This is a genomic window from Hyphomonas neptunium ATCC 15444 (assembly GCF_000013025.1).
Taxonomy (GTDB): domain Bacteria; phylum Pseudomonadota; class Alphaproteobacteria; order Caulobacterales; family Hyphomonadaceae; genus Hyphomonas; species Hyphomonas neptunia.
Window position 1 is genome coordinate 1,417,233 of sequence record NC_008358.1, and the last position, 26,398, is coordinate 1,443,630.

25 protein-coding genes are annotated in these 26,398 nt (G+C 62.4%); 14 read left to right on the top strand and 11 right to left on the bottom strand.

The genetic code is table 11. The features are described from left to right. Nucleotides 1-10 precede the first annotated feature (10 nt). From HNE_RS17890 to phhA, 8 genes are all read left to right on the top strand, one after another. Nucleotides 11-637: a hypothetical protein gene (locus HNE_RS17890; RefSeq protein WP_011646405.1), complete on the top strand. Its 627-nt coding sequence runs from the start codon at nt 11-13 to the stop codon at nt 635-637. Continuing rightward, entirely contained in the window at nt 634-1,725 is a 1,092-nt protein-coding gene (locus tag HNE_RS06895; protein WP_011646406.1) for an oxidoreductase family protein, read from the top strand. The genes HNE_RS17890 and HNE_RS06895 overlap by 4 nt, the downstream gene beginning before the upstream one ends. Nucleotides 1,726-2,007: 282 nt before the next feature. Continuing rightward, the gene (locus HNE_RS06900) at nt 2,008-2,280 is read left to right on the top strand and encodes a DUF1153 domain-containing protein (protein ID WP_035591763.1); all 273 of its coding nucleotides are present in this window, start codon (nt 2,008-2,010) and stop codon (nt 2,278-2,280) included. A 96-nt stretch (nt 2,281-2,376) separates the two neighbouring features. After that, a complete protein-coding gene (locus tag HNE_RS06905; protein ID WP_011646408.1) occupies nt 2,377-3,045 on the top strand; it encodes a hypothetical protein in 669 nt (222 codons plus the stop codon). Then, nucleotides 3,042-3,998, top strand: coding sequence for a FliG C-terminal domain-containing protein (locus HNE_RS06910; RefSeq protein ID WP_011646409.1), 957 nt, complete (start codon nt 3,042-3,044; stop codon nt 3,996-3,998). Before HNE_RS06905 ends, HNE_RS06910 begins: the two co-directional genes overlap by 4 nt. Then, nucleotides 3,998-4,411 carry a hypothetical protein gene (locus HNE_RS06915; RefSeq protein ID WP_011646410.1) on the top strand — a complete coding sequence of 138 codons (414 nt, stop codon included), beginning with the start codon at nt 3,998-4,000 and terminating at the stop codon, nt 4,409-4,411. The genes HNE_RS06910 and HNE_RS06915 overlap by 1 nt, the downstream gene beginning before the upstream one ends. Next, a complete protein-coding gene (gene fliN / locus HNE_RS06920; protein WP_011646411.1) occupies nt 4,408-4,677 on the top strand; it encodes a flagellar motor switch protein FliN in 270 nt (89 codons plus the stop codon). The genes HNE_RS06915 and fliN overlap by 4 nt, the downstream gene beginning before the upstream one ends. Nucleotides 4,678-4,725: 48 nt before the next feature. Next, the gene (gene phhA / locus HNE_RS06925) at nt 4,726-5,607 is read left to right on the top strand and encodes a phenylalanine 4-monooxygenase (protein ID WP_011646412.1); all 882 of its coding nucleotides are present in this window, start codon (nt 4,726-4,728) and stop codon (nt 5,605-5,607) included. Here phhA and pth read toward each other — a convergent pair. The 4 genes from pth to HNE_RS06945 all read right to left on the bottom strand — a co-directional run bounded on the left by pth (nt 5,604) and on the right by HNE_RS06945 (nt 9,165). After that, on the bottom strand, nt 5,604-6,227 hold the full coding sequence (pth, locus tag HNE_RS06930) for an aminoacyl-tRNA hydrolase (RefSeq protein ID WP_011646413.1): 624 nt from the start codon (nt 6,225-6,227) through the stop codon (nt 5,604-5,606). The two genes, phhA and pth, sit on opposite strands and share 4 nt — an antisense overlap. 82 nt (nt 6,228-6,309) lie before the next feature. Then, nucleotides 6,310-6,969, bottom strand: coding sequence for a 50S ribosomal protein L25/general stress protein Ctc (locus HNE_RS06935; protein ID WP_011646414.1), 660 nt, complete (start codon nt 6,967-6,969; stop codon nt 6,310-6,312). A gap of 166 nt (nt 6,970-7,135) precedes the next feature. Continuing rightward, nucleotides 7,136-8,176, bottom strand: a complete 1,041-nt coding sequence (locus tag HNE_RS06940; RefSeq protein WP_083759031.1) for a serine hydrolase domain-containing protein — start codon at nt 8,174-8,176, stop codon at nt 7,136-7,138. Beyond that, nucleotides 8,173-9,165: an amidohydrolase family protein gene (locus HNE_RS06945; protein ID WP_011646416.1), complete on the bottom strand. Its 993-nt coding sequence runs from the start codon at nt 9,163-9,165 to the stop codon at nt 8,173-8,175. The genes HNE_RS06940 and HNE_RS06945 overlap by 4 nt, the downstream gene beginning before the upstream one ends. Nucleotides 9,166-9,364: 199 nt before the next feature. Here HNE_RS06945 and HNE_RS06950 point away from each other — a divergent pair, with 199 nt between their 5' ends. The 4 genes from HNE_RS06950 (at nt 9,365) to HNE_RS06965 (ending at nt 14,566) form a co-directional block, all read left to right on the top strand. Beyond that, the gene (locus tag HNE_RS06950) at nt 9,365-9,643 is read left to right on the top strand and encodes a DUF4212 domain-containing protein (protein WP_011646417.1); all 279 of its coding nucleotides are present in this window, start codon (nt 9,365-9,367) and stop codon (nt 9,641-9,643) included. A 9-nt stretch (nt 9,644-9,652) separates the two neighbouring features. Beyond that, the gene (locus HNE_RS06955) at nt 9,653-11,434 is read left to right on the top strand and encodes a sodium:solute symporter family protein (protein WP_011646418.1); all 1,782 of its coding nucleotides are present in this window, start codon (nt 9,653-9,655) and stop codon (nt 11,432-11,434) included. 113 nt (nt 11,435-11,547) lie between these two features. After that, on the top strand, nt 11,548-13,494 hold the full coding sequence (gene acs / locus HNE_RS06960; RefSeq protein WP_011646419.1) for an acetate--CoA ligase: 1,947 nt from the start codon (nt 11,548-11,550) through the stop codon (nt 13,492-13,494). Between the two features lie 94 nt (nt 13,495-13,588). Then, nucleotides 13,589-14,566, top strand: coding sequence for a glycosyltransferase family 2 protein (locus tag HNE_RS06965; RefSeq protein WP_011646420.1), 978 nt, complete (start codon nt 13,589-13,591; stop codon nt 14,564-14,566). On the opposite strand, the gene HNE_RS06970 is transcribed toward HNE_RS06965, so the two are convergent. Together HNE_RS06970 and HNE_RS06975 are read right to left on the bottom strand one after the other, a co-directional pair. After that, nucleotides 14,563-16,164: a stimulus-sensing domain-containing protein gene (locus tag HNE_RS06970; RefSeq protein ID WP_148205833.1), complete on the bottom strand. Its 1,602-nt coding sequence runs from the start codon at nt 16,162-16,164 to the stop codon at nt 14,563-14,565. The two genes, HNE_RS06965 and HNE_RS06970, sit on opposite strands and share 4 nt — an antisense overlap. Nucleotides 16,165-16,196: 32 nt before the next feature. Beyond that, nucleotides 16,197-16,661: a peptidylprolyl isomerase gene (locus HNE_RS06975; protein ID WP_011646422.1), complete on the bottom strand. Its 465-nt coding sequence runs from the start codon at nt 16,659-16,661 to the stop codon at nt 16,197-16,199. A 117-nt stretch (nt 16,662-16,778) separates the two neighbouring features. On the opposite strand from HNE_RS06975, the gene HNE_RS06980 reads away from it, so the two are divergent. After that, nucleotides 16,779-17,252 carry a DUF3995 domain-containing protein gene (locus HNE_RS06980; RefSeq protein ID WP_011646423.1) on the top strand — a complete coding sequence of 158 codons (474 nt, stop codon included), beginning with the start codon at nt 16,779-16,781 and terminating at the stop codon, nt 17,250-17,252. Here the strand turns inward: HNE_RS06980 and HNE_RS06985 are convergent. The 3 genes from HNE_RS06985 to HNE_RS06995 form a co-directional block, all read right to left on the bottom strand. Next, nucleotides 17,249-17,749, bottom strand: coding sequence for a hypothetical protein (locus HNE_RS06985; protein ID WP_233352014.1), 501 nt, complete (start codon nt 17,747-17,749; stop codon nt 17,249-17,251). The two genes, HNE_RS06980 and HNE_RS06985, sit on opposite strands and share 4 nt — an antisense overlap. A gap of 52 nt (nt 17,750-17,801) precedes the next feature. Beyond that, on the bottom strand, nt 17,802-18,494 hold the full coding sequence (locus HNE_RS06990; RefSeq protein ID WP_035591755.1) for a response regulator transcription factor: 693 nt from the start codon (nt 18,492-18,494) through the stop codon (nt 17,802-17,804). Between the two features lie 225 nt (nt 18,495-18,719). Continuing rightward, nucleotides 18,720-19,718 (bottom strand): pyridoxal-phosphate dependent enzyme, encoded by a 999-nt coding sequence (locus HNE_RS06995; protein ID WP_041298844.1) that lies wholly within the window; start codon nt 19,716-19,718, stop codon nt 18,720-18,722. A 550-nt stretch (nt 19,719-20,268) separates the two neighbouring features. On the opposite strand from HNE_RS06995, the gene HNE_RS07000 reads away from it, so the two are divergent. Next, nucleotides 20,269-21,546 (top strand): energy transducer TonB, encoded by a 1,278-nt coding sequence (locus tag HNE_RS07000; RefSeq protein WP_011646427.1) that lies wholly within the window; start codon nt 20,269-20,271, stop codon nt 21,544-21,546. A 30-nt stretch (nt 21,547-21,576) separates the two neighbouring features. Here the strand turns inward: HNE_RS07000 and ilvD are convergent, their stop codons facing one another. Both ilvD and polA read right to left on the bottom strand, forming a co-directional pair. Beyond that, the gene (gene ilvD, locus HNE_RS07005) at nt 21,577-23,418 is read right to left on the bottom strand and encodes a dihydroxy-acid dehydratase (RefSeq protein ID WP_011646428.1); all 1,842 of its coding nucleotides are present in this window, start codon (nt 23,416-23,418) and stop codon (nt 21,577-21,579) included. 125 nt (nt 23,419-23,543) lie between these two features. Continuing rightward, complete coding sequence (gene polA, locus HNE_RS07010; protein ID WP_011646429.1) at nt 23,544-26,333, bottom strand: DNA polymerase I; 2,790 nt, start codon at nt 26,331-26,333, stop codon at nt 23,544-23,546. Nucleotides 26,334-26,398 lie beyond the last annotated feature (65 nt).

Genomic DNA, 26,398 nt, shown 5'->3' on the forward strand with positions numbered 1-26,398 from the left:
GGTAGTTCTGGTGGCCGTCACCAATACAGTCATAGAAGCCGGGCTGCTCGCAGCGCTGGAGCTTGCGGCTGAGAAACCCTGGCCGGAGATCACGCTCGCCGCGATTGCTGCCAGGGCGGGACGACCCTTGCAGGATTTTCACGGCCTCAGCGGGCGCGAAGATATTGTCGAGGCGCTGGACGGTTACTTTGACCGCGCGATGTCGGCAGAGGGCGTGCCCGAAGACAGCTCGGCGCGCGAGCGGATGTTTGATGTCATCATGAAGCGGTTCGAGGCGATGGAGCCTTACCGCGCCGGGCTCCGTGAGCTGATGAAATTCCGCGAGACATCGCTGACCCATGTGGTGCGCCTGCCGGCCCATCGCCATGCCACGGCCGCCTGGGCGCTTGCCTCTGCCGGCGTAGATGACGACAGCGGCGCGCCTGCGAGCCTGAAGCGCATAGCAATTGCCTTCGTCATTGCCGAAACAGAACGCGCCTGGCGCAGGGAAAAGAGCGCGGATTTCGCGCTCACCATGGCCGCGCTCGACAAGGGTCTGCGCCGCGCCGAGGACCGCCTCGGCCAGCTGCGCCGGTTCACGAACAGAAAACCAAGCACAACCGATACAACAGATAAACCTGATAAGGGGGAAGCATGAGCCGTCCGGGACTGGATACGAATCCACTGGAACTTGGGCCTGACTGGTTCAACACATTGTTTGCAGAGATCGGCATTGATGCCGAGGTTAAGTCTCTGACCTCAAAGTCGATCGGCACGGGCCAGATCGGCGAGAATGTGCGGTTCGTTTTCGAGTATGCCAAAGCTGGTCCGGGTGCGCCCAAAACGCTGGTCGGCAAGTTCCCGTCGGGCAACGAAACCAGCCTGATGGCTGCCAAGATGCTGAACCACTACAAGCGCGAAGTGTATTTCTACCGTACCTTCCCGAAGGTCGCCGGGCGCATCACGCCAAACGCGCTGTATACGGATTATGACGAGGCCACCAATCGCTTCGCCCTGATCATGGAAGACATGTCCCCCTCCGAGCAGGGAGACCAGCTGAAGGGTTGCGGCCTTGTGGAGGCGAAACTGGCGCTCTCCGCCGCCGCCGTGTTGCACGCTTCCCATTGGGAAGATCCCACGCTCGACGATTATGACTGGCTGCAGGGCTCCTCCAAGGCGCCGCCGCCAGGCCTCGGGCCGGAACAGGTCGCCGGGCTTTGGGGCGCCTTCAAGGAACGCTACGCCGCGCAGCTCAATGCAGACCAGATCGAAGTGGGCGACGCTTATGCCGCCAGCCTGCCCAAATGGGGCGACAGCTATACCGGCCCGCATGCGCTGACCCATTCCGACTTCCGGCTGGACAACATGCTGTTTGGCCCGCCCGGCGCGGCCAAACCGCTGGCGGTGGTTGACTGGCAGACCGTGGGCAGGGGCGCTCCGGCCAATGATGTGGCCTATTTCATCGGCGCGGGCCTCACCCGCGAGGACCGGCCCAGGCATGAGCAGGCCCTGCTGCGCTATTATCACGACTGCCTGAAAGCCGAGGGCATCACCAGCTACAGCTTTGAAGATCTCTACCAGCATTATCGCTGGTTCTCGTTCTACGGCATTTCGGTTGCCTTTGCGGCGGCGATGCTCGTGAAGCAGACCGAGCGGGGCGACGAGATGTTCCTTACGATGCTGCGCCGTCACACCGCGCAGGTGCGCGACAACAACTCGATGGAACTGCTCAAAACACTGGCCTGAATATCAGCCTGGTAGGCCAGGGGTTCATTTCCCGGTGCCTGTTATTAAGACCGCCCCCTCAAGGGGCGGTTTTTCTGTCTGCACTGTCATGATCGGGGCAGCAAAAAGGCAGGAATCCCCCCTTCGTCCCGCGCTGGAACAGCTTTGCAAACGGTATCCTAACGCAGCCTGCCAAACTGTCTTTCGAGGTTAGGGCTGGGCTTAAACTCACCTGTGTATGGTCGATTTTACAGACCCCGGAGAAGCCGGGTGTCGTGCCATCGCCAGGAACAGGTTATGCACATGGAAACGCAGAACGCTCGCCCCATCAGCGTTAAGGGGCCGGACGGCCAGAAGATGACTCTGGCTGATCTGCCTTCGCCGAACATTTCCCGTTGGGTCACCCGCCGCAAGGCTGAGGTTGTTGCTGCCGTTACCGGTGGACTGCTCACACGGGAAGCTGCCTGCGAACGCTACAACCTCACGGACGAGGAATATGAGGCGTGGGAACGCCTGTATGCCCGCCATGGGGCCAAAGGTCTCCGGACCACCCGCCTTCAGCAATACCGGCGTTAAGCGGGTATTAGCCACGTTAAACCCGCCTTAAGGCGGGGAATCTAGCCTCTCTGGATGTGTCGCAGCCTGATGGTCTGTGGCCATTCGGAGAGGTTGATGGCGTTTACTCATGCTGCAATTGCAACAGACACAGGCCGCGCGATCCGGCTTGCGGCGCTGGCAGTTGTCTTTCTGGCGCTTTCCCTCGGTGTCTGGCGGGCTTCCAGCCTGCTGACCGGAGGGGCCGATTCGCCCCGCAGCCCCGCCGAAGCCTCGCTTTCCACCCTCATCGATCCCATCGCCGGCCCCGGCAATGCGCGCACCTCCGTTGCCTTCAATGCCGAGGGCGGCCGCACCGTATTCGTGTTGCTGGATGCCCCGGCGGCCCCGGTCGCGGGCGATCTGCAACGCATTCTGCCTGAAGCGGCGGGCCTTGATTTTACACGCGGCGACAAGCTCATCATCGAACAGGCGGCGTTTGCACGCGGCCTTCCCGGCCGTCCGGACACCGCCGCCTGGCTGGAACTGGGCGCGCTGGGGCTGATCTCCTTCATTTCTGCGGGCATGGCGCTCGCCACCCTGCGCCGGAGCCCGGTGCCAGCCATCCCGGCGCCGGTGCGCGAGCCGGAAAGAGCCCATTCCGGGCCGCGCAGCGACATTCTGCGCCCCTCACGGCCCGTTATGCCCGCGCCTGTGGCCGAAGCCGGCGACGTGGCCAAACGTGACCCCGTGCGCTCAGCAGCCGTGCTGCGGGGCTGGATGACAGGCGGGGAGGACGCGTCGTGACGCTGCCCGCTACCCTTACAAGGCGCCCCGACGATGGCATTCTGCGCGCGGCGCGCCTGATGCGGGCGCTCGGCCCGGAAGCGGCCGGCATCTGGGCCGAGCTTTCCCCGGCTGAGGCCCGCGAGCTGACCGCGGCGATGGACAGCGTGGCGGATGATCCGGCCGCTGAAGCCGACGCGGCCCGCCTCTTTGCCGAGGCGGCCGGCCGGTTTGGTCAGGCCGAACAATTTCCCGCCAGCAGCCTGCACCGGCACAAGGATATCTGGTCGGCGCTCTCTGCCTTGCCAGTGGATACGCTCGTGGCGCTTGTGCGGCCCGAACGGGCGGCGAACGTTGCGCTCATCCTCTCCCGCCTCTCCAGCGAAACCTCGGCCCGTGTGCTGCGCGCCTTGCCACCGTCATTGGCGGTGGAGACGATGCAGCGCCTCCTGCATCTCGGCGCGCCCAGCACCGTGGCCGTGAAATGCCTTGAGGATTACCTCACGCGCCGCCTGCCGGCGCTGGCCTCTGAAGGCAGCCGCGGCGGTCATGAGCGCGTTGCCCGCATCTTTGACCAGCTCGATACGCGCGCTGAGTCCGTGTTCCTTGCCGCGCTGGACAGCGCCGAGCCGGGCGCTGGTCAGAAAGTTCGTGCCCTGATGTTCACTTTTGATGATCTTGCCGCGCTCGATGGCGGCGGCATGCAGACGCTGCTCTCCACAGCAGACCGCAGCGTGCTGATCCTCGCCCTGAAAGGCGCGCGCGAGACCACCGCCGCCGCCTTCTTCGCCAACATGACCCAGCGCGCCGGCGATCTGCTGCGCGAGGAAATCGCCGCCCTCGGCCCCCTGCGCCGCAGCGAAGTGGAGGCCGCCCGCCTCGAACTCGTCACGCTGACCCGCCAGCTGATCCAGCGCGGCGACATTCGGGGCGCCGCCGCCAGAGGTATTGCCGAGGACGAGTTGATCGAGTGATGACCCAGGCCGCGCGCACCCTTTCGCCCTTTGATTTCCGCCCGGACTTTACCCCGGCGCCGCCCGCTGAGGCAGGCGAGGTGCGCCTGTCCGCCGAAGAGGTGGTCGCGCTGATTGCGCGCGTGCGGTCAGACGCGCTGGCTGAAACCTCCCGCCAGGAGGCGCAGGAAACGCTCGACAGGCTGGACCGTGTGACGGCAACGATGCGCGACGTGCTCTCCGATCTGTTGAAGCTGATGCAGATCATGGATTCTGCCGCCTATGACACCGGCACCAGCGCGCAGTTGCGGAGCACCGTCACGGGCCTCGCCCAGCGCCTGCTCGACGGGCAGGGCGACCTCTTTGGCCTCACAAGAGACCTCAGTGAAAAGCTGGACAACGCCCCCACAGCCGGGCGAAGGATGGGGCAATGACCGAGCCGAAGAATCCCGCGCTTGAGAAGATGCTCATGGATGTACCCGTCCGCGTGGATGTTGTGCTGGGAGAGGCGCGCATTCCGATGGAGGAGCTGATGGCGCTTTCGCCGGGCGAGATCGTTGCCCTTGAGCGCCAGACCAATGAGCCTGTGGATATTTACGTGTCCGGGCGCCTCGTTGCGCGGGGCAAGCTGGTGGTCACTGACGGGCAATTGGGCGTCACGCTCTCGGAAATCATCGATTCCCGTCCGGAAGCGGCCTGAATTAGTTACATCTGGAACTAATTTTATTTCGCGGTTATAATTACCCGCATGGACACTGCATTTGCCAAGAATCGCTATCATGGCGCCCCCCGCGCGGACGATTACACCATCGACCAGGCGTGGGAGACCTATTCCCCCGCCGAGCATGACCGCTGGGACAGGCTGTTCCGCCGCCAGAAGGAGATCGCCACCGGGCGCGCTTCGAAGGTGGCGCTGGACGCAATGCACAAGCTGGAGCTTTCCCCCTCCGGCATCCCGCATATGGGCCGGCTGTCAGACAAGCTGGAAAAGATAACCGGCTGGCGCGTGGTGCCTGTGGCTGAGCTTGTGCCCGATGAGGTGTTCTTCGATCACCTCGCCAACCGCCGCTTTCCGGCAGGCGCCTTCATCCGCCCGGAGGAAGAGTTCGACTATCTTCAGGAGCCGGACATTTTCCACGACATCTTCGGCCATGTGCCGATGCTGGCAGACCCTGTGTTTGCAGACTTCATGGAAGCCTATGGCAAGGGCGGCCAGCGCGCGATGCGCCTCGGCCAGCTGCACAATCTGGCGCGCCTTTATTGGTACACGGTCGAGTTCGGCCTGATCCAGGAAGAGGACGGACTGCGCATCTATGGCGCGGGCATCCTCTCCAGCCCGCATGAAACCGTGTTCGCACTGGAAGACGCCAGCCCCAACCGTATCGGCTTTGACCTGCAACGCCTTATGCGGACGAAATACATTATTGATGATTTCCAGCAGACCTATTTCGTCATACCCAGCTTCGAGGCGTTGCTCGAAACCTGCTACAAGGATTTCGGCGATGTTTATGCCGAAGTGAAAGGCCAGCCCGACTATGAAGCCAATGAGCTTGCGCCGGGCGATGATGTGATCACCCGCGGCACGCTGAAATATTTCAGGGACGGCGGGCGTAAGGCCGGTAAGGCCTAAGCCTCGCCCTTGCGCGCCGTCTGCTTGGGATCATGCTTGGGCGCAGGCGCCAGGCGCATCACCTCGGTCTGGAACCGCTCATCGTCGCCCGCCAGCAGGAAGGGCAGGGCCTTGCACACGGCCTCAGTCATCGGTTCGAACCATTCCAGATCCACTTTGTGAAAATCCGAAAGCACATGCGGCATCACCATCGCCTTGTCGCCAGGATGGCCCACACCAATCCGTATGCGGCGGAAATTCTCGCCCAGATGCGCCATCATCGAACGCGCGCCGTTATTGCCCGAATGCCCGCCTCCGCGCTTCACGCGCAGCCGCCCCGGCGCCAGATCAATCTCGTCATGAAACACGGTCACGTCTTCGGGTTGCAGCTTGTAGAAGGTGACAGCCTTGGAAACAGACCGGCCCGTCTCGTTGTAGAAGGTCTGCGGTTTGATCAGCAGCACGCGCTGGCGGCCATTGGCCGTCTCAACCGTGCCTTCTGAAATCTCGGCATCAAACTTCGTGCGCCAGGGACCGAAGCCATAGGCATCATGAATCCGGTCGATCACCAGAAAGCCGGCATTGTGCCGGTTCTTGGCATATTTGGCGCCTGGATTGCCCTGGCCGGAAAGGATCAGCATGACGGTTCGCTCCTGACAGGGGCCCCGGAATCAAAGAGGCCGCCAGCTTGTGACTGGCGGCCCCTGAATTGTCCAGAAAGGATCAGTCTTTCTTGGGGGCGGCCACTTTGGTGGCAGGCACTTCAGCAGCTTCTGCCGCTGCGTCTTCCGCAGCGTCTTCAGCTTCGGCCTTGCCGCCACGGCCCGCGATGGTCGCGATGGTGAAGTCGCGGTCGGTGATCACGGGCTCAGCGCCTTCCGGCAGCGTGATGTTCGAGATCTTCACGTTGTCGCCAACTTCCAGTTTGGAGATGTCGGCTTCCAGCGCTTCAGGGATCTTCCCGGCTGGAACGTTGAGTTCGACCGAGTGGCGAACCACGTTGAGCGTGCCACCTTTTTTCAGGCCGGGCGAAGCTTCCATACCGGTGAAGTGAACCGGAACCTCAACCTTGATGATCTGGTCAACCTTGATGCGGCGCAGGTCGACGTGCATCGGCTGGTCGGTGACCGGGTGCATCTGGATGCCCTGCGGGATGACCAGCTGGCGCTCGCCCTTGTGGATGAGTGTCGCCGTCGCGCTCAGGAAGTGTCCTGTCTCGATCGCCTTGATCACTTCGTTTTTCTTGAGGCTGATGGCCACCGGGTCGATGCCGCCGCCATAGAGGACGCCGGGCACAAAGCCGTTATTGCGGGCTTCACGGGCGCCGCCGGTGCCGGTGCGCTCGCGCACTTCGACATTGAATACGATTTGAGATTTGGACATTTTGTTTCCTTTTCGCCCTGGACCGTATCTTCCCCCATGGGAAGGTCGGAACCTGACACGCACAGCCTTGCGCTGTCGTTTCTGAAGGGCGGCCTATACGCGGGAAGCAGGGGAATGGCAAGCTGGGCAGGCTGCCTGCGGCTAAATCCAAATAAAAACAGAGGCTTCATGCGCCTCTGAAGCAGTCCGCCACCGCGCCCATCCAGTCCATCACATTGTCCTTAAGCTCGTTGGGCGACTTGCCATTGCGCACCAGGATCAGGTCGAGCTCCGGCACCAGCACGGTAAACTGGCCCTCAAAGCCGTTCGCCGAGAAGCTGCCCGGCCCCGCCATGCCCAGCCACCAATGGGCGCCATAGCCAAGTCGTTCTGTCGGCGGCACCGGCGTCGGCGTGCGGGCATAGTCCACCCAGCCTTCGGGGAGGAGGCGCTGCCCCTCCCAGACGCCATCGCGCAGGTAAAGCAGGCCAAAGCGGGCAAAGTCCCGCGCCGTGCAATAGCAGAAGGACGAGCCGATAAACGTGCCGGCCTTGTCAAACTTCGGCTGGGCAGAGCGCATGCCGATGGGGCCGAACAGCTCCCGAACCATGAAATCCCGGAATGCCTCGCCTGAGGCGCCAAGGCTGAGCGCGGCAGCGCGGGCGACAAGATTGCTTGTCCCGCTCGAATAGCTCCACGCGCTGCCCGGCGGATGGATCAGCGGGGACTTGGCGGCATAGGCGGCCACATCGTCCTTGCCAGAGCCGAACAGCATCTCGATCACATCCGAGACGCCCGCATCCACATAGTCCTCAGCGAATTTAAGCCCGCTGGACATGCGCAGCAGCTGGTCCAGCGTGATCGCGCGGCGGGGATCGTCCGCCTGCTGCCATTCGGGCACATTGGCCGGAGCGTGAATATCGAGTCGGCCATCGCGCGCGAGGATGCCCACCAACGCCTGCGTCATGCTCTTGGCCTGAGACCAGGAATGATGCGTGCTCGTGGCGTCAAAGCCCGTCCAGTAGCGCTCGGCCACAATCCGCCCGCCCTGCACGGCGAGGAAGGCATGCGTCTCGCCCATCTGCGACGGCGCCGGGTCGCTGAACGCCATGTCCAGCAGCGGTTGCAGCTTTCCGGCGACAGCGGGCGCAAGCGTGCCCTCCGGCCATTCCTGCGTCGGCCAGGCAACGCCTGCAGGCTGGGCGGGCAGGGGCGGCAGCGCGCTCACAGCTTGTACACCTTCCGCGCCGTGCCGCTGAACAGCGCCGCCTGCGCGGGTTCAGGGTAATCGGCGGCAATCTTCTTCAGCCCGTTCCACAGCGTGCGATAGCTGATCGACAGCCGGTCGACCGGGAAATTGCTTTCGAACATGCACCGTTCCGGTCCGAAGCAGTCGATCGCATGGGCATACCATTTGCCCTGCGCCTCCACAAATTCATCCGAGGACGGCGGTTTCTCGCGCGTATTCCAGCCATAGCCATTGTCCGGCATCGCCATGCCGCCAAGCTTGGCATGCACATTCGGGCAGGCGGCGACCTCCGCAATGTCGTCCTTCCACTTGGCGAAAATCTCCTCCCGCTTGCCTTCATACCGGCCAACGCCCAGCGGCGTTCCGAAATGGTCAAGGATCATCGTTGTGCCGGGCACCGCGCGGGCCAGGGCGGCAAAGTCCGTTATCTGATGGTGATAGTTCCAGGTGTCATAGGTCATCCCCCGCTCGCCCAGCCGGGCGACGCCCCGCCGGAAATCCGGGTCCGCATAAAGCCCCGCCGGTGCCCGCCCGCCGATGCTCAATGCTTCGGGATTGGCGTCATAGGCTCCGGCATGGCGAATGCCCCGGAAGCGTCCCTTCGCGGCGGCTTCATGCGCGTCCAGAATGGCGTCCAGATCGTCCCGCCGCAGATCGGCATGGCCGATGATGGCCGCAATCTGCGCCTTCTCCGGCGCGGCGGCCGCGCGCTCCGCCGCAGCGGTCACAAACTCTGTCTCCCCCACGGGCCGCATCTGCTCCGGCCCCTCCTTGCGATAGGCAGAGCCGCATTCCATGAACACCGTCTGGACCACGTTGTGCCCATCCTGTGTGTCCGACCACAGCTCCTCCAGATCATAGGAGAGATGCGGGCGCGGCCAGAGGTGATGGTGGGGATCAACAATCTCGCGGCCCGGATCGACCACATCTTCGCGCACCTGGCTGAGCCATTCGGTATTGTTGAACATCCCGTCTTCCTCCCGCAACAGGCCGCTCTAGCGCGGCTTCTGCGGCCAACTTCACGCGGATTGCGCCATATTGGCAAGCAGGTTTGGCCTTTCCCCTAGGTCTTTTGGCCAGACTCCACCTGTACGAACGCCCCGGACTGTCGCAGGTTGGCCCCAGCGGAATACCGCATCAGCCAAAACGGCCAGGGAGGAACGCAGCATGTCAGAAACCCAGACAGATACCGCCGCCCCAATCGACGGAAAAGGCTATTGGAAAGAGGTGATCCGGCTGACGCTGGCGCTTCTCGCCATCTGGTTCCTCGCCTCCTTTGGCGCGGGCATCCTGTTCCGCGAAGTGCTGGACAGCGTGAACATCGGCGGCGCCCCGCTCGGCTTCTGGTTTGCCCAGAATGGCGCGATCTACATCTTCGTCGCGCTGATCTTCTACTACTGCTTCGCCATGAACCGCATCGAGCGGAAATACCGGATCGAAGGCTGAGGACGCGCGATGGACTGGACAATCTTCTGGGTCGCCTCGACCTTCGCCGTCTACATCGGCATCGCCATCTGGGCGCGCGCGGGCTCCACCAACGACTTCTACGTCGCCGGCCACGGCGTCCATCCCGTCGTCAACGGCATGGCGACCGCCGCAGACTGGATGAGCGCCGCCTCCTTCCTGTCGATGGCTGGCCTGATTGCCGTGCTCGGCTATGGCGGCTCGGTTTATCTGATGGGCTGGACGGGCGGCTACGTTTTGCTCGCCCTGCTGCTGGCGCCCTTCCTGCGCGAGTTCGGCAAGTTCACGGTGCCGGACTTTGTCGGCGACCGCTATTACAGCGACACCGCCCGCCTCGTCGCGGTCATCTGCGCCCTCTTCGTGTCCTTCACCTATATCGCCGGTCAGATGTCCGGCGTCGGCATTGCCTTCTCGCGCTTCCTCGGCGTGGATTTCAACACCGGCATTTTCATCGGTATGGGGATTGTTTTCATCTATGCCGTGCTCGGCGGCATGAAGGGTGTCACCTACACGCAGGTCGCCCAATATGTCGTGCTGATCTTCGCCTACACCGTCCCGGCGATCTTCATCTCCCTGATGCTGACCGGCAACCCCATTCCCCAGCTCGGCTTCCTCTCGAACATCAAGGGTGAAGACGTCTCGATGATCCAGAAGCTCAGCGACACGCTCACCAGCCTCGGCTTTGCCGAATACACCACCACCGACAAAACCACGTTCGACGTGTTCTGCATCACCGCGGCGCTGATGTTCGGCACCGCTGGCCTGCCACACGTCATCATCCGCTTCTTCACCGTCCCGCGCGCCCGCGATGCGCGCCTCTCGGCTGGCTGGGCGCTGGTTTTCATCGCGCTGCTCTACACCGTCGCGCCCGCCGTTGGCGCCTTCTCGCGCCTCAACGTCATCGAGACCGTCAACGAAACCACCTATGTGGCCCCGGGCGAGGCCTATGAAGCCGAAGCCGCCGCGCTCGCCGCGGAGGGCATCACACCCTCCCCAGACTGGTTCGCCCGTTGGGAGGCCACAAACCTCGTCGGCTTCGAGGACAAGAATGGCGACGGCGCCATGCAGATCCGCGGGCCAAACGCCCCGGACGGCCTCGCCAATGAAGTCACCATCAACAACGACATCGCCGTCCTGGCCAGTCCAGAGATTGCCCAGCTTCCCGACTGGGTCGTCGGGCTCATGGTGGCCGGGGGCCTGGCCGCAGCGCTATCCACAGCGGCGGGCCTCCTGATGGTCATCTCGTCGGCGATCAGCCACGATCTTTGCCGGCGCACCTTCTTCAAGGGTATGTCTGACAAGAGCGAGCTGCGCGTTGCCCGGCTCGCCGCCGCAGGCGCTGTGGTCGCCGCTGGCTTCATGGGCATTTATTCCGCTCAGCTTGCTTTCGTGGCGCAGGTCGTGGCGTTCGCTTTCGGCCTTGCGGCTGCGTCTCTGTTCCCGGTGATCCTGCTCGGCATCTTCTGGAAACGGATGAACCGGGAAGGGGCCATCGCGTCGATGCTCACCGGCCTCATCCCTACCTTCCTCTATATCTGGCACTTCAAGCTCGGCGCCGGAAAGGATGCCGGACCTGACGAATGGTTCCTGGGCGTCTCCCCGGAAGGCATCGGCTTTGTCGTCATGATCGCGTCGATCCTTGTCGGCGTTGGCGTGTCACTGGCCACGAGGGCGCCCCCGCAGGAGATTCAGGATCTTGTCGAGGACATCCGCGTTCCCGGCCGCCGCTCGCCCCATGGCGGTGGGGACGCCGATATGGCACCCGCCGAATAGGCGCGCCTGCCAGGTCCGCCGGGCAAGGGCGGTGCGATGGGGCGTTTCACCGTCTCGACAAAACATGCATTCTGGGGGAAAGCCCCGGAGAAATTACGAAGGGAATGCCGGTCATGAGCGACGATTCAAAAACGTATCCAGTTCCTGAAGCCTTTGCGAGCCAGGCAAACCTGACCCCGGAGAAATACCGGGAAATGTATGCCGCCTCCATCGCCGACCCCGCCGCTTTCTGGGGTGAGCAGGGCAAGCGTCTGGACTGGATGACGCCCTACACCGTCGTCAAGGACGTCTCCTGGGAAACCGGAGACCTGCATGTCCGCTGGTATTCTGACGGCGTCCTCAACGTCACCGCCAACTGCATCGACCGCCATCTGGACACGCGCGGCGACAAGGCCGCTTTCATCTGGGAAGGCGACAAGCCGGGCGAGAGCCACACCGTCACCTACCGCCAGCTTCACGCCTCTGTCAGCAAATTCGCCAACGTCCTGAAGGAACTCGGCGTCAAGAAGGGCGACCGCGTCACCATCTACATGCCGATGATCCTTGAGGCCGCCTACGCCATGCTCGCCTGCGCGCGCATCGGCGCGGTCCATTCGGTCGTCTTCGGCGGCTTCTCGCCTGAAGCGCTCGCGGGGCGCATTGTTGATTGCGGCTCCGAAGTTCTCATCACTGCCGATGAAGGCCTGCGCGGGGGCAAGAGCGTTCCGCTGAAAGTGAACGCAGACAAAGCCGCAGGCATTGCCGGCGGTACCGTTAAAAAGATGCTTGTCGTCAAGCGCACCGGCGGCAACGTCTCCATGACCGAAGGCCGCGACCACTGGCTGCACGAAATCGGCGCGACCGTTTCGGCAGATTGCCCGCCCGAGCCGATGAACGCGGAAGACCCGCTGTTCATTCTGTATACGTCGGGTTCCACGGGCAAGCCCAAAGGCGTGCTGCACACGACCGGCGGCTATCTCCTCTGGGCCTCGATGACGCATGAATACGTCTTTGATCTCAAGGAAAACGACATCTTCTGGTGCTCAGCCGATGTCGGCTGGGTCACCGGCCACACCTACATCATCTATGGCCCGCTCGCGAATGGCGCCACCAGCGTGATGTTCGAAGGCGTGCCGACCTATCCGGACGCCAGCCGCTTCTGGCAGGTGTGCGACAAGCATCAGGTCACGATCTTCTACACCGCGCCCACCGCCATCCGCGCCCTGATGCGTGAAGGCGAAGGGCCGGTGAACAAGACCTCCCGCAAATCCATCCGCCTCCTCGGCACGGTGGGCGAGCCGATCAACCCGGAAGCCTGGGAATGGTATTTCCATGTCGTCGGCGAAGCCCGCTGCCCCATCGTGGATACCTGGTGGCAGACCGAGACCGGCGGCACACTGATCGTGCCTCTGCCAAACACCACGGATATGAAACCCGGCGCAGGCTCTCACCCCTTCTTCGGGATCAAGCCGATCCTCGTCGATGCCGATGGCAGGGAGCTTGAAGGCGCTGCCGATGGAAATCTTCTGATCACCGATAGCTGGCCCGGCCAGATGCGCACCGTATACGGAGATCATCAGCGCTTCGTGGAAACCTATTTCACGGCCTATCCCGGCAAATACTTCACCGGCGATGGCTGCCGCCGCGACGCCGATGGCTTCTACTGGATCACAGGCCGCGTAGATGACGTGATCAACGTCTCGGGCCACCGGATGGGCACGGCGGAAGTGGAAAGCGCCCTCGTCAGCCATGATGCCGTGGCCGAAGCCGCCGTCGTCGGCTATCCGCACGACATCAAGGGGCAGGGGATCTATGCCTATGTCACCCTGCGGGCAGGCTGCGAGGCCGATGATGCCTTGCGCAAAAACCTCGTCGCTCATGTGCGCAATGAAATCGGCCCGATTGCCTCGCCGGATCTCATCCAGTTCGCGCCGGGCCTGCCGAAAACCCGTTCGGGCAAGATCATGCGCCGCATTCTGCGCAAGATCGCCGAGAACGAGTTCTCCAATCTGGGCGATACCTCCACCCTGGCTGAACCGGAAGTCGTGAAAGACCTGATCGACAACCGCCAGAACCGTTGATCAGGAACCGCTAAATCTTCGCGCGGCCATCAAGGCTTTATTATCCCTGTCATGGGCATAAGCTCTGCTTCTATGCCTGCTGAGGGGAGCCTGCATGGCCGCGCCAAAGGTTTCTGTTGTGATGCCCGCCTACAAGGCTGCCGGCTTCATCGCCTTGGCAATCGCCAGCGTGCGCGCGCAAACCCTGCCGGACTGGGAACTGATCATCGTGGACGATTGCTCGCCCGATGACACCGCCGCTGTGGCCATGGCGGCGGCTGGCGGTGATCCGCGCGTGAAACTCGTCCGGGCAGACCAGAATGGCGGCGTCGCCCGCGCCCGAAACCTCGGCAACAGCCATGCTAAGGGCGACTGGATTGCCGTGCTGGATTCCGATGACGCGTTCGAGCCCGCTCGTCTGGAAACGCTTGTCGCGGCTGCCGAAGCTGCGGGGCTCGATCTGATCGCAGACGATCTGCGCCTCGTCCCGTTCGAAAATATCACGGCGGAAGGCACCCCCTTTCTGGGGCGTGCGGACGAAACGCTTCAGCCCATAAATCTCGCGCAATGGCTCGACGGCAACCGCGCGGAGTCCAGATCGCCCATCCTTGGCTATCTCAAACCTGTTATCCGGCGGGCATTTTTGCTCCGCCACAACATTGAATATCTGCCCGAGCTGAAAGTCGCCGAGGATTGCTGGTTTGTGGCAGACCTTCTGGCCAACGGCGCCCGCTTCGCGATCCATCCGCAGGCGCTTTACCGCTACGCCATTCGCCCGGCCTCGCTTTCCCGCACCCGTGGCCAGAATGTGTTCACGATGCAGCGCCCGGTCTATGCGCCCTTCCTGGAGCGTCATGCCGCCCGCCTTTCCGAGGCAGACCGCCGCGCCGTTGCCCGCCATCAGGCTGCCCTGCGCGATGCAGAAGCGTTCGAGGGGTTCGTGATGGCTCTGCGCCAGCGCCAGCTTCCCGCGGCCTTCGGCTGGCTTGCCGGGCGCCCGCAGGCGCTGCGTTTCTTTGCAAAGCCCGTCGGTGTGCGGCTGGAGCGTGTGGCGAAACGTTTCGGGTATCGCCCGCGCGCGCGCGTCAGCTAGATCGCAGGCAAGTCTACCGTAAACCGCGCGCCGCCCTCTGGCCGGTTCTCCGCCCAGACTTGCCCGCGATGGGTCGCCACAATCTGTTTCACGATAGAAAGGCCAAGCCCGGAATTGTTGCCGAATGCTGTGCCTTTTGGCCTGTCCGTATAAAAACGATTGAAAATCGTTTCCACCTTATCTGCCGGAATGCCGGGGCCGGCGTCTTCCACCAGAATGCGGGCAATCGTGCGCGGCCCGTCATTGGTCTGCTCCAGGCGCACCTCAACCTTTGATCCCGGCCGCGAGAAGGAGCGCGCATTATCGACCAGATTGCGGAGCACCTGACCCAGCGGCCCTTCGCGGCCCCGCACCAACAGCCGCGCGCCCAGCGTCGCATCCGTAAACGCCACATGCACGGCCTGCGCGTTATCCGACAGCCCCTCATAGGTGTGAACCACATCGCGCACGAACCGGGCAATGTCGATGGTCTCGCTCGGCAGGCGCGTCATCTCGGCTTCCAGGCGCGAGGCGTTGGAAATATCCGTAATCAGACGGTCCAGCCGTTTTACATCCGACGCAATCACCGCCCGCAGGCGCGCCGCCGCGTCCGGGTCCTGCACCCGCTCCAGCGTCTCCACAGCCGAGCGGATGGAGGTCAGCGGGTTCTTCAGCTCATGGGCCACATCAGCGGCAAACTGCTCGTTCGCCTCGATCCGCTCGATCAGCGCTTCGGTCATGCCCTGAAGGGAGGTCGCCAGATCGCCGATCTCATCGGTCCGGCGCGTCAGCTGCGGGATATCCATTCGCGCCGATGAGCCTGCACGGATACGGTCTGCCGCAATCGCCAGCCGCCGCATGGGCCGCGCAATACCGATCGTCAGCAGGATTGACGTCACAAATGCCATCAGCACCGCCACGCCGACGAACGGCACCAACGCCACCCGTTCGGCCCGGATAATCTCGTCGATGTCGCTACCCTCAACGACCAGCACACCGACCACAGCGGACACCCGCTGAATCGGCATCGACACGGAAATCACCCGCAGGCCCCGGTCCGAAAAACGCTGGCTTGCCGCCTGCTCGCCCAGGGCGGCGACGCGGAACTCTTCCTCAAACGTCTGTGTCCGGAGCGCTTCGGAGCTGCGCCTTGGCGAGAAAACGCCAAACACTTCGCCCGCCCATTCGGAAAGGTCGCGCCCCGTGCGTGCAATCCAGCCCGGCTCCCTCAGAGGGGGCAGCGCGGCCACATCCACCATGTCGGACAGGAAATAGCTGTCAGCCACCATTTCGCCGGTTGGCGTATAGATGCGCGCGCGCACCCGTTCAGGCAGGTTCAGCCGGGCAATCGCCAGACGCGCCGCTTCGGGGTTGAGCGCGGGCTCGGGCGTGGTCGCATCATCGGAAAGCAGGCCGGAGAATACCTGCGCCTGCGCAATCAGATCCTGCTTCTTCGAAACCACGAAGCCCGCCCGCATCTCGTTCAGCACCATGGCGCCGACGATCAGAATGGCGAGCCCCGCAAGGTTCGAAGCAAAGATCAGCCGCGCAATGCGCGAGCCGAGGAGGGAGGGGCCACGCCTCTGGTTCTTCCGGCGAGGAGGGGTCGTCTCCGCCATCGCTTTCCTGCCTTGGCGCCCCCCGTCCGCCATCAGGTGTCGGCGGCGACCCGCATCGTCACGATACGGTCCGGATTGCGTGGCGGCTCGCCTTTGGCCAGCTGGTCAATGATGTCCATCCCTTCGCTCACCTTGCCCCACACGGTATATTGCCGGTCAAGGAAGCGGGCTTCGTCGAAGCAGATGAAGAACTGGCTGTTGGCCGAATGCGGCGCAGAGGTGCGCGCCATCGAGCAGGTGCCGCGCACGTGCGGCTCGGCATTGAACTCGGCTTTCAGGTCCGGCTTTTTTGACCCGCCGGTACCATTGCCTTTCGGGCAACCGGCCTGCGCCATGAAGCCGGCAATCACGCGGTGAAAGACGATGCCATCATAAAACCCTTCACGGGCGAGTTCCTTGATGCGCGCAACGTGACCTGGCGCAAGATCGGGGCGCAATTCGATGGTGATGCTGCCCTTGGAGGTTTCAACGAGAAGCGTGTTTTCTGGGTCGGACATAATTTTCTTTCCTGGCTGGGCCGTCGCTGGCACTGTGGCTATTCAATCGCGGCACTGGCGGCAAGCGCTACCTGCATGTATTATTAAGTCATTCTGGTTCGGCTGACGAGGACAACCGTGGCTCCGCTGCTAGGCACCCTTCTGGCGATTGTCCTGGGCTGCCTTGGCTTGCTCCATTTGATATGGGCGGCCGGGATCGCATTTCCATTCCCGAATGAGCAGTCTCTGGCCCGCTCCATCGTCGGCCGGCGCGGCATCACCCGGCTGCCCTCGCGCGCCTCGGTTGCGCTTCTGGGGGCGTTGCTCATCTGTGGGGCGTGTGCCGCCGTCATCATGGGGCATTACGCAGCCGCATTTCCGGCGCTGAAGCTCCTCCTCGTGCCCGTTGGCCTGTTCCTGTCGGCCATCTTCCTGCTGCGCGGCCTGGTCGGCATCCTGCCGGCCTTCGAGCGTGCCGCCCCCGAGCAGCCCTATCTTTCGCTCAACCGCCGCCTCTATTCTCCGCTTTGCGCCCTGATCGGGGTGGGCTTCCTCGCGCTCACCTTCTCGCTGCCCAACTGGGCGTGGCACTTCTCGCGCATCTTCGGCTAGGCTGGCGCCAGGGCTGCAAGCCAGTCCTCAGCTGATTTTCCGTCCGCCCCCTTCGCGGCCATCATCCCGGCGAAGTTCCAATGGTTCAGCCCCGTGGGGATGGTCACATCCGCCTCCCGCCAGGCGCGGTGAACCCCGCCGCCCGCCAGATAGCCGAACGATTTGACCCGGTCAGACCGGTCGGGCGCTTCGGCCACCGCATCCACATGCACCACAAACTGCGCCGAAGCGGGCCGCCCCTGCCAATAGGAGAGCGGCAGGGAAGGTTTGGCCACCGGGTCCGCCCCGATCAGAACCACATCGCCGTCAATCCGCCGGGCCACGCGCAACGCTGCGTCCGCGCCCCAGCTATGGCCGATCAGGGCCAACGGTTTCCCATCGGCCAGCAAGCTGCGCGCCAGCTCCAACGCCGCCACCGCCTTGTAATGAGGGAAATACCGAACCACACGGCCTGTGGGCTCCATCAACCGGCGGCGCGCCTCCGCATAGCTCAGCACAAGGCGTGAGCTTTCGTCTGCCGCGCCGCCGAGATAAAGCTCCGCAGGCGGTCTATTCGGTATAGCGGTAGCCGACACCATACAGCGTTTCGATCGCATCGAACTCGTCGGTCACTTCGCGGAACTTCTTGCGAAGGCGCTTGATGTGGCTGTCGATGGTGCGGTCGTCCACATAGATCTGGTCATCATAGGCAGCGTCCATCAGCTGGTCGCGGCTTTTGACGTATCCCGGCCGCGTGGCCAGCGCCTGAAGGATCAGGAACTCGGTTACCGTCAGGCGAACCTGCTTGCCGTCCCAGGTGCAGGCATGGCGGTTGGGGTCGAGCACCAGCTTGCCGCGCACGATGGCTTTCACGTCGCCTTCTTCGGGCACTGCCGACGCCCCGCGCGAGCGGCGCAGAACGGCTTTCACGCGCTCGGCCAGCAGGCGGTTGGAGCAGGGTTTGCGCACGAAATCATCGGCGCCGATATTGAAACCGATCACCTCGTCGATTTCTTCATCCTTGGAGGTGAGGAAGATCACCGGCAGCTCGGATGTCTGGCGCAGGCGGCGCAGCAATTCCATGCCGTCCATCTTCGGCATCTTGATGTCGAGGATGGCGATGTCAGGTGGGGAGTCGGTCAGCGCGGGCAGGGCAGATTCGCCATCATGATAGGCGCGCACCTGATACCCTTCGGCTTCAAAGAACATCTTCAGCGAGGCTACGATGTTTTCGTCGTCGTCCACGAGTGCCAGTGTGGTCATGTCCCGGTCCTTGTCTGCCAGCTTATGCTCAGCCCCTGCTGCGGGGCGGCCGCCATTGGTATGTTCAAACATTGTTCGCGTCATCGAGATAGCCCTCCTTCCTTGCTGTTGCAATGTAAGGCGGAGACTTCGGCGAGCGCTTGCTCACATTACGGTCTTTTAAGGGAGAATTGGGGCAACGCGGTGTTCGCCGGCCCGGCCGGGCTTGGCCGGCGCCGCAAAGGCTCAGGCCGCAACCTCAGGCGCCATAGACGCGATCACCGGCTCCAGCCGCGCGCGCGCCGCATCAAACGCGTCCGCGCCAACCGACGGGATATACCGGCTGTCGATCTCGTCCAGATACCGTTCGTCCCCATCGGCGCAGACGCACACCACCCGCCTGCGCTCACTCTGCCGCGACAGCCATTCCAGCGCGCCGACCACCACGCCCACGCTGGACAGCCCGATATGCGTCAGCCCGCGCGCTTCCAACAGGGTGAAGGCCGCCAGAACCGACGCCTCATCCACCCGCAGCATGCCGGGGTCTGGTCGCATCCCGGCAAAGCTGGATCGCCGCTGGCTGCCATAGCCCGGCACTTTCAGCTTGCCGCTCTCGCAAGCGGGCGCAAGGAAGGCGGAGGATGCTTCCGGCTCCACCAGAACCAGCTGCGTGCCGTTCCGCTCGGCCTTCAGATAGTCCGAAAAGCCCCGCGCCGTGCCGCCGGAGGAAGATGTGACGAAGCAGGCATCAAACGGCCCGTCTGCAAACACTTCCGGCGCCGTCCAGTGCTCGTGGGAGGCCGGGTTCATGAAATTGGCGTACTGGTTGAGGAAGGTCTGTCCCTCGGCGGCGCTGATCTCGCCCGCCACCCGCATCCGCGCCGCGTTGGAGCATTCTCCCGGCGCCGGCTCGGCGATCACCAGCCGCGCGCCCGCCCGCTTGATGCCCTCGGCATTGAACGCGCTGATCGAGGATGACGACACAATCGTCGCCGCGATGCCCATCTCCTGGCAGATGCTGGCCAGCGCGTAGCCGTAATTGCCCGAGGACGCATCCACGACAGCCTCGACAGGGCCCTTTTCAGCAATGGTCTGCGAGAGGATGTACCACGCCACCCGGTCCTTGACCGAGCCGAACGCGTTGCACCGTTCTTCCTTCAGCAACAATTCATGGCGAATGCCGTTCAGGGTGATGGAGAAGGGGGTCAGCGGGGTATTGCCGATTCCAAAAGGGCAATCCGTCATGTCTGTTCTGGCTGTCATCAGCCTGCCTCGATCTTGGTCTGTTGCGGCGCAGCACATGGCTAGCAGTCTCCGGCGCGTTCGGGAATGCGGCATCTGCTTTGTATGAATACGTAATGCGGAAAGGATTCGGGCGAAATTGCGGGGACAGGCAGAGGTCTTATCCTCGCCCGCGCGAATGCCCGAACCTCGAATTTTCAGCACATTGAGCGAGAATTTCCGGCGCGTTATCCGCCGGGGGGCGTCTGCCTTTATCTTCGGTATCAGGCTGGAAGTTCGCCCTTTCAGCCTCGGGTCCGGCGGTCTTCAAAGGAGGCTTGCCACGGCCGCCACTCTGCGGATGGGAACGCCACGGGACGCCGGGGACAAACCTTCCACCACCATTAAACCACTCCGTCCCCGGACCAACAGGGCCAAGCCCATCCGCAGGACCTGCCAGAAACGCAAAACCGGAAGGGGAGCCCCTGTCCGGGTTTTGGTGTGGGCGCCCTGAGGTTGAACTATGGGAGTACACACGTTAGACGTTTTCAGCATTTTACTGGGGGATGCTCTGATGAGCGTGAAAAAACTGCTTGCAATATCACTATTGGCTACGTCGTTTGCTCTTCCTGGATTTTCCGAAGAGCAAATTTGCGACCAGCCTACGCTAACTACACGCGAGTATTATGCGTTGCTCAATGCTGCGAGCTTAGATGAGAAGGATTTTCAGGACAGGCTCTCATTCTCTCTTCAGGTTCTCGAAGATGGTGGTTCGGAATGCGCGCTTCGTCAATTAGCTTTAATAGATCAAGCGATAAGCTTGTTTGCGCTTGAGCGTTTTTCGGAGATGGTTGATTTGCTAGGGCCAATATTTGAGGGAGATCTCATTAAGCGCCCTGAGATGAAATCTGCTCTTAAGTATCTTGCGGAAGCGGGGGCAGTGTCAGGTTACTGGAGCGGCAAGGCTGACGAAGTGGAGTCTGCCCTTCAGGGCCATATCAATGTGTTGTTGTCTCCAGCTCCTCAAGATGCCCACTGGATTGCCGAGTTCTTGTCAGTAACTAAAGGGTACAAGCTTGAAGCAGTTTCGATGGCATCGTTGATACTGGATGAACATCTAAGGCGGGCTTCACAAGCTGAGCGCAACAACTCACGCCCTTCATCTTCAGATCCTCAGTCGAAACGTCGCCTGAATGCGGCGCTGATGTCGTTATATAATGCTGGGGAAGCAGACAGATTTATCGATTATGTTTCAAGGATAAATTCCGCAGACGGAATTACTAATCTCGACCTTCTTGCATTGTCGGCTGTTCCTCAAACCTCTGATCCGGCATCCGCCTTGCAGAAGTTGCAAGTCAAAATTGACTATGTGAAGCTGCGTGACGAGAATGGATATGTATCTCCAGAATTTGGCGCGGCGTTAGCAGGGGCATCAGTGCTTGGTTATCGGGCTGCCGGTCGAATTGAGGATTCCGAGCGTGAACTTCGGAGTGCGAAAATGCGGTTTGGGGCCGAGTTTGATCCTGAAAAAGCCCTATCGACCGAATTGGTGTGGATGTCTCGCCCAGGAATGTCCCCACGTATAACAGCGTTTGAGGAAGCAACCCTTCTGGACCCAATTGCTCCGAACTGGCCGTGGGAAGTTAATGATCGAGCTGAAGCGAGCTGTGTGGCCCAGTTCAATATTGATGAGCAGGGAAAGCCTATCCGGATAAAAGTAGAATGTAGTGACGAGCGATTCGAAAAGTCCGCAACCAACGCGATCAAGCGCGCGCGATTTGCCCCGCTTATGATAGATGGCAAACCGAAAGTTAGGTATGGAGTAGTCCAGCCCTTGGACTATAAATTGTAATAATCTCTGTAGAGGGACTTTCCTGGAAAACTAAGGATCGAGCCGCACTGCGCCCAGAGAAGCATTCCCCACATGCGCCGCATAAACCTTCAGCGCACGGCTCACCTTGCGCGGGCGCTCTTCCACCGGCTTCCAGGCGGCCGCCCCCTTGGCGTCCATCTCGGCGCGGCGTTTGGCGAACTCTTCGGCTGAAACCTTCGCATTGATCGTCCGGTTCGGGATGTCGATCTCGATGATATCCCCTTCGTGCAGAAGCCCGATCGCCCCGCCTTCAGCCGCTTCCGGGCTGACATGCCCGATCGAGAGGCCAGACGTTCCGCCCGAGAAGCGTCCGTCCGTGATCAGAGCACATTCCTTGCCCAGCTGCATCGCCTTGAGATACGATGTCGGATAGAGCATCTCCTGCATGCCGGGGCCACCGCGCGGGCCTTCATAGCGGATGATGACGACATCGCCCGCCTTCACGCGCTTCTTCAGGATGCGCTCGCACGCCTCTTCCTGGCTCTCGCAGATCACCGCCGGGCCGGAAAACTTCAGAATGCTGTCATCCACGCCGGCCGTCTTCACCACGCAGCCCATCTCAGCAATGTTGCCAAACAGCACTGCGAGCCCGCCATCCTTCGAGAAGGCATGCTTGGCCGAGCGGATGACGCCCTTTTCCCGGTCCGTATCCAGATCTTTATACCGGCGCGCCTGGCTGAACGCCTGCGTCGTGCGAACCCCGCCCGGCGCCGCCAGGAACAGCTCCTGCACCTCGGGATTGTTCGTTACCGCAATATCCCATTTGCTCAGCGCCTCGGCCATCGTGTCTTCATGGATCGTGCGCACGGAGGTATCGAGTTTCCCCGCCCGGCCCAGTTCTCCGAGGATGCCGAAAATCCCGCCCGCGCGGTGAACATCTTCCATGTGCACATTCTGCACCGCGGGCGCCACCTTGCAGAGGCACGGCGTCACCCGGCTCAGCCGGTCAATATCGGCGAGCGTAAAGTCCACCTCGCCCTCACGTGCCATCGCCAGCAGGTGGAGGATCGTATTGGTCGATCCGCCCATCGCGATGTCCAGCGTGATGGCATTCTCGAACGCCGCCTTGGTGGCAATCCCGCGCGCCGAAACGCCGGTGTCGCCGCCTTCATAATAGGCTTTGGTCAGCTCCACGATCCGCCGTCCCGCGCGCCGGAACAGCGCCTCGCGGTCAGCATGCGTCGCCAGTGTCGAGCCATTGCCCGGCAGCGCGAGGCCGAGCGCTTCGGCGAGGCAATTCATCGAGTTGGCCGTAAACATGCCCGAGCACGACCCGCAGGTTGGGCAGGCATTCTTCTCAAACTCGTCGACTTCCGCGTCCGTGCGGTCAGGGTTTGCCGCTTCGATCATCGCGTCGATCAGGTCCACCGCGCGCAGCTCGCCATCGATGTTCACCTTGCCCGCTTCCATCGGCCCGCCGGAAACGAACACGACCGGAATGTCGAGGCGCATCGCGGCCATCATCATGCCGGGCGTGATCTTGTCGCAATTGGAGATGCACACCATCGCGTCCGCGCAGTGGGCGTTGACCATATATTCCACGCTGTCGGCAATGATCTCGCGCGAAGGCAGAGAGTAGAGCATCCCGTCATGGCCCATGGCGATGCCGTCATCGACCGCAATCGTGTTGAATTCCTTGGCCACGCCGCCGGCCGCCTCGATTTCCCGGGCTACAAGCTGGCCGAGATCCTTCAGGTGCACATGCCCCGGCACGAACTGGGTGAACGAGTTCACCACCGCGATGATCGGCTTGCCGAAATCGCTGTCCGTCATGCCCGTCGCGCGCCAGAGGCCGCGGGCACCGGCCATGTTGCGGCCGTGGGTGGAGGTGCGTGAACGGTAGGGGATCATGGGCTCAGGTCTCGCAGTTTCCGCAAAATTTTGCCTTCCGGAGCGGAAATGGGGCCGGAAAGCGGTGAATTCACCCGCTCTTTAACATCTGCGGGAAAGATTGGAATGGGGGGATGTAAGCGGTCCTAGTGCGCCGCCGCCCAAGTATCCGCCGCCTTGGCCTCCACCACCAGCGGCACGGAGAGCCTCAGCGACGGCCCATCGGCCGCCGCCATCGTCTTCTGCACCAGCTTGATCAGCTTCTCGGCCTCTTTCTCCGGGCATTCGAAGACAAGTTCATCATGCACCTGCAGCAGCATCTGAGCCTTCAGTCCCGCCTCTGCCAACGCCTCCGGCATCCGGATCATCGCGCGCTTGATGATGTCCGCCGCTGAGCCCTGGATCGGCGCGTTGATCGCCTGGCGCTCGGCAAAGGAGCGCGCCGGGCCCTTGCTCTTGATGTCGGGCAAATGGATCTTCCGCCCGAAAGCCGTCTTCACAAAGCCCGTCGCGCGCGCAAACTCCTTAGTTTCGTCCATATACTGACGAATGCCGGGGAAGCGCTCGAAATAGGTCTTGATATACTGGTTCGCCTCGCCCGAAGGAATGCCCAGCTGGCGGCCAAGCCCAAAGCCGGAGATGCCATAGATGATGCCGAAATTGATCGCCTTGGCCTGCCGGCGCACCATCGGGTCCATGCCTTCAATGGGCACGCCGAACATCTCGCTCGCCGTCATCGCGTGAATGTCGAGCCCGTCCTTGAACGCCTGTTTCAGCGCCGGAATATCTGCCATATGCGCCAGAATGCGCAGCTCGATCTGGGAATAGTCGGCCGAGACCAGCACATTGCCTTCCTCGGCGATGAACGCCTGGCGTATCTTGCGGCCTTCTTCGGTCCGTACCGGGATGTTCTGGAGGTTGGGATCGGTCGAGGACAGTCGCCCCGTCTGCGCGCCCGCCATCATATAGCTGGTGTGAACGCGGCCCGTCTTCTTGTTGATCGCCGCCTGCAACGCCTCGGTATAGGTTGAGCGCAGCTTCGACAGCATCCGCCAGTCGACAATCGTGCGGGGCAGGGCGTGACCGTCTGCGGCAAGGCCCTCCAGCACATCGCCATCGGTTACCCAGGCGCCGGTCTTGGTCTTCTTCCCGCCCGGCAAATTCATCTCGTCAAAGAGGATTTCGCCAAGCTGCTTCGGAGAGCCGATATTGAAGCTGCGCCCGGCCTGCTCATGTGCCTCGGCCTCCAGCGCGGCCATGCGCTGGTTGAAGTCTGCCGAGAGGCGCGAGAGCATGTCCCGGTCCACCTTGACCCCCGCCTGTTCCATCTCTGCCAGCACGGGGCCCAGCGGGCGGTCCAGCGTTTCGTAAACCGCCGTCACCTGCTCGGTGCGCAGGCGAGGTTTGAGCGCCTGCCAGAGGCGCAGGGTCACATCCGCGTCTTCAGCCGCGTATTCCGTCGCCTTGTCCAGCGCCACCTGCGCAAAGCTTTTCTGCGCCTTCCCGGTCCCTGCCACATCCTTGAAGGTAATCGGCTTGTGGCCAAGATAGCGCTCGGACAGATCGTCCATCCCATGGCCGTGAATGCCGGCGTTGAGCGCGAACGAGATCAGCATCGTGTCATCAATCGGATGCACATGGATCTTGTGCTGCGCAAACACGCTGAGATCATATTTAATGTTCTGGCCAATCTTCAGAACGGCCGGATCTTCCAGCATTGGCTTCAGCACTTTCAGCGCTTCGGCCATCTTGATCTGGCGCGGCGGATCGGCGCCAAACATATCGCCATCGCCCTTGGCTTCCGGGTCCACATGCGCCAGCGGAATGTAGCACGCTTCGCCGGGGGCAAGCGCCAGTGACACGCCCACCAGCCCGCCGGATACCGAATCCAGACTGTCCGTCTCCGTATCAACCGCTACATGTCCCTGCGCCGTCGCGCGCGCCACCCAGTCTTCCAGCGTTTTCAGGTCGCGGATGCAGGCATAGGCCGAAACATCAAACGGCTGCGCCTCGGGGGCGGGGGCCTCGATGGCGCCTTCCAGCTCCATCTGCTCGCGCACGCGCCGGGTGATGGTGCGGAATTCCATTTCCTCCAGAAAGCCGATCAGCACTTTGGGATCAGGATCCTGCACCGCCAGTTCCTCCACGGGAAGAACAACCGGAACATCCTCCTTGAGCTGAACAAGCTGTTTGGACACGCGCACCTGATCGGCAAAATTGATCAGCGTCTCGCGCCGCTTGGGCTGTTTGATTTCGCCCGCCCGCTCCAGCAGGGCCTCAACCGTGCCATATTCGCCAAGCAGCTGCGCCGCCGTCTTGATGCCGATGCCGGGCGCGCCGGGCACATTGTCCACGCTGTCGCCGGAGAGGGATTGCACATCCACAACACCTTCCGGCCCCACGCCGAACTTCTCGATCACATCGTCCCGGCCCAGCAGCTTGTTCTTCATCGGGTCCAGCATCAGCACCTTGTCGGTGATCAGCTGCATCAGGTCCTTGTCTGAGGAAACGATGGTCACCCGCGCGCCCTTGGCTTCGGCGAGCCGCGCATAGGTCGCGATCAGGTCGTCTGCCTCAAAGCCCGTCTGCTCGATCGCATGGGCGGCAAACGCCACCGCTGCGCGGCGCACGAGCGGAAACTGCGGCACCAGCTCCTCGGGCGGGTCAGACCGGTTGGCCTTGTAGAGGGGATAAATCTCGTTCCGGAATGTGTCACCCGAAGCATCAAAGATGCAGGCAAAATGCGTCGGGCGTTCCTTGCCTTTCAGGTCTTCCAACAGCTTGAACAGCATGTTGCAGAACCCCGCCACCGCGCCCACGGGCAGGCCATCAGAGGCGCGCGTCAGCGGGGGCAGGGCATGGAAGGCGCGGAACACATAGGCGCTCGCATCTATAAGGTAGAGGTGGCTGTCCTGAGTGATGGGCGCCGTGGCCATGTGCGATTCCTTTGATTTGTTCCCGGTTTAGCCCGCAAGCGCGGCCACGTCACCCGCCGGGTCAG

Bases quoted from the DNA above. Each gene is read 5' to 3' on its own strand.
- HNE_RS06900 (WP_035591763.1), top strand. From the start codon at position 2,008: ATGGAAACGCAGAACGCTCGCCCCATCAGCGTTAAGGGGCCGGACGGC.
- HNE_RS06935 (WP_011646414.1), bottom strand. From the start codon at position 6,969: ATGTCCAAATCTCAAATCGTATTCAATGTCGAAGTGCGCGAGCGCACC.
- HNE_RS07000 (WP_011646427.1), top strand. From the start codon at position 20,269: ATGAGCGTGAAAAAACTGCTTGCAATATCACTATTGGCTACGTCGTTT.
- HNE_RS06970 (WP_148205833.1), bottom strand. From the start codon at position 16,164: ATGGCGGAGACGACCCCTCCTCGCCGGAAGAACCAGAGGCGTGGCCCC.
- HNE_RS06915 (WP_011646410.1), top strand. From the start codon at position 3,998: ATGACCCAGGCCGCGCGCACCCTTTCGCCCTTTGATTTCCGCCCGGAC.
- acs (WP_011646419.1), top strand. From the start codon at position 11,548: ATGAGCGACGATTCAAAAACGTATCCAGTTCCTGAAGCCTTTGCGAGC.
- ilvD (WP_011646428.1), bottom strand. From the start codon at position 23,418: ATGATCCCCTACCGTTCACGCACCTCCACCCACGGCCGCAACATGGCC.
- HNE_RS06995 (WP_041298844.1), bottom strand. From the start codon at position 19,718: ATGACGGATTGCCCTTTTGGAATCGGCAATACCCCGCTGACCCCCTTC.
- HNE_RS06975 (WP_011646422.1), bottom strand. From the start codon at position 16,661: ATGTCCGACCCAGAAAACACGCTTCTCGTTGAAACCTCCAAGGGCAGC.
- fliN (WP_011646411.1), top strand. From the start codon at position 4,408: ATGACCGAGCCGAAGAATCCCGCGCTTGAGAAGATGCTCATGGATGTA.
- HNE_RS06905 (WP_011646408.1), top strand. From the start codon at position 2,377: ATGGCGTTTACTCATGCTGCAATTGCAACAGACACAGGCCGCGCGATC.
- HNE_RS06895 (WP_011646406.1), top strand. From the start codon at position 634: ATGAGCCGTCCGGGACTGGATACGAATCCACTGGAACTTGGGCCTGAC.
- HNE_RS06950 (WP_011646417.1), top strand. From the start codon at position 9,365: ATGTCAGAAACCCAGACAGATACCGCCGCCCCAATCGACGGAAAAGGC.
- HNE_RS06945 (WP_011646416.1), bottom strand. From the start codon at position 9,165: ATGTTCAACAATACCGAATGGCTCAGCCAGGTGCGCGAAGATGTGGTC.
- phhA (WP_011646412.1), top strand. From the start codon at position 4,726: ATGGACACTGCATTTGCCAAGAATCGCTATCATGGCGCCCCCCGCGCG.
- HNE_RS06965 (WP_011646420.1), top strand. From the start codon at position 13,589: ATGGCCGCGCCAAAGGTTTCTGTTGTGATGCCCGCCTACAAGGCTGCC.
- HNE_RS06955 (WP_011646418.1), top strand. From the start codon at position 9,653: ATGGACTGGACAATCTTCTGGGTCGCCTCGACCTTCGCCGTCTACATC.
- pth (WP_011646413.1), bottom strand. From the start codon at position 6,227: ATGCTGATCCTTTCCGGCCAGGGCAATCCAGGCGCCAAATATGCCAAG.
- HNE_RS06990 (WP_035591755.1), bottom strand. From the start codon at position 18,494: ATGACCACACTGGCACTCGTGGACGACGACGAAAACATCGTAGCCTCG.
- polA (WP_011646429.1), bottom strand. From the start codon at position 26,333: ATGGCCACGGCGCCCATCACTCAGGACAGCCACCTCTACCTTATAGAT.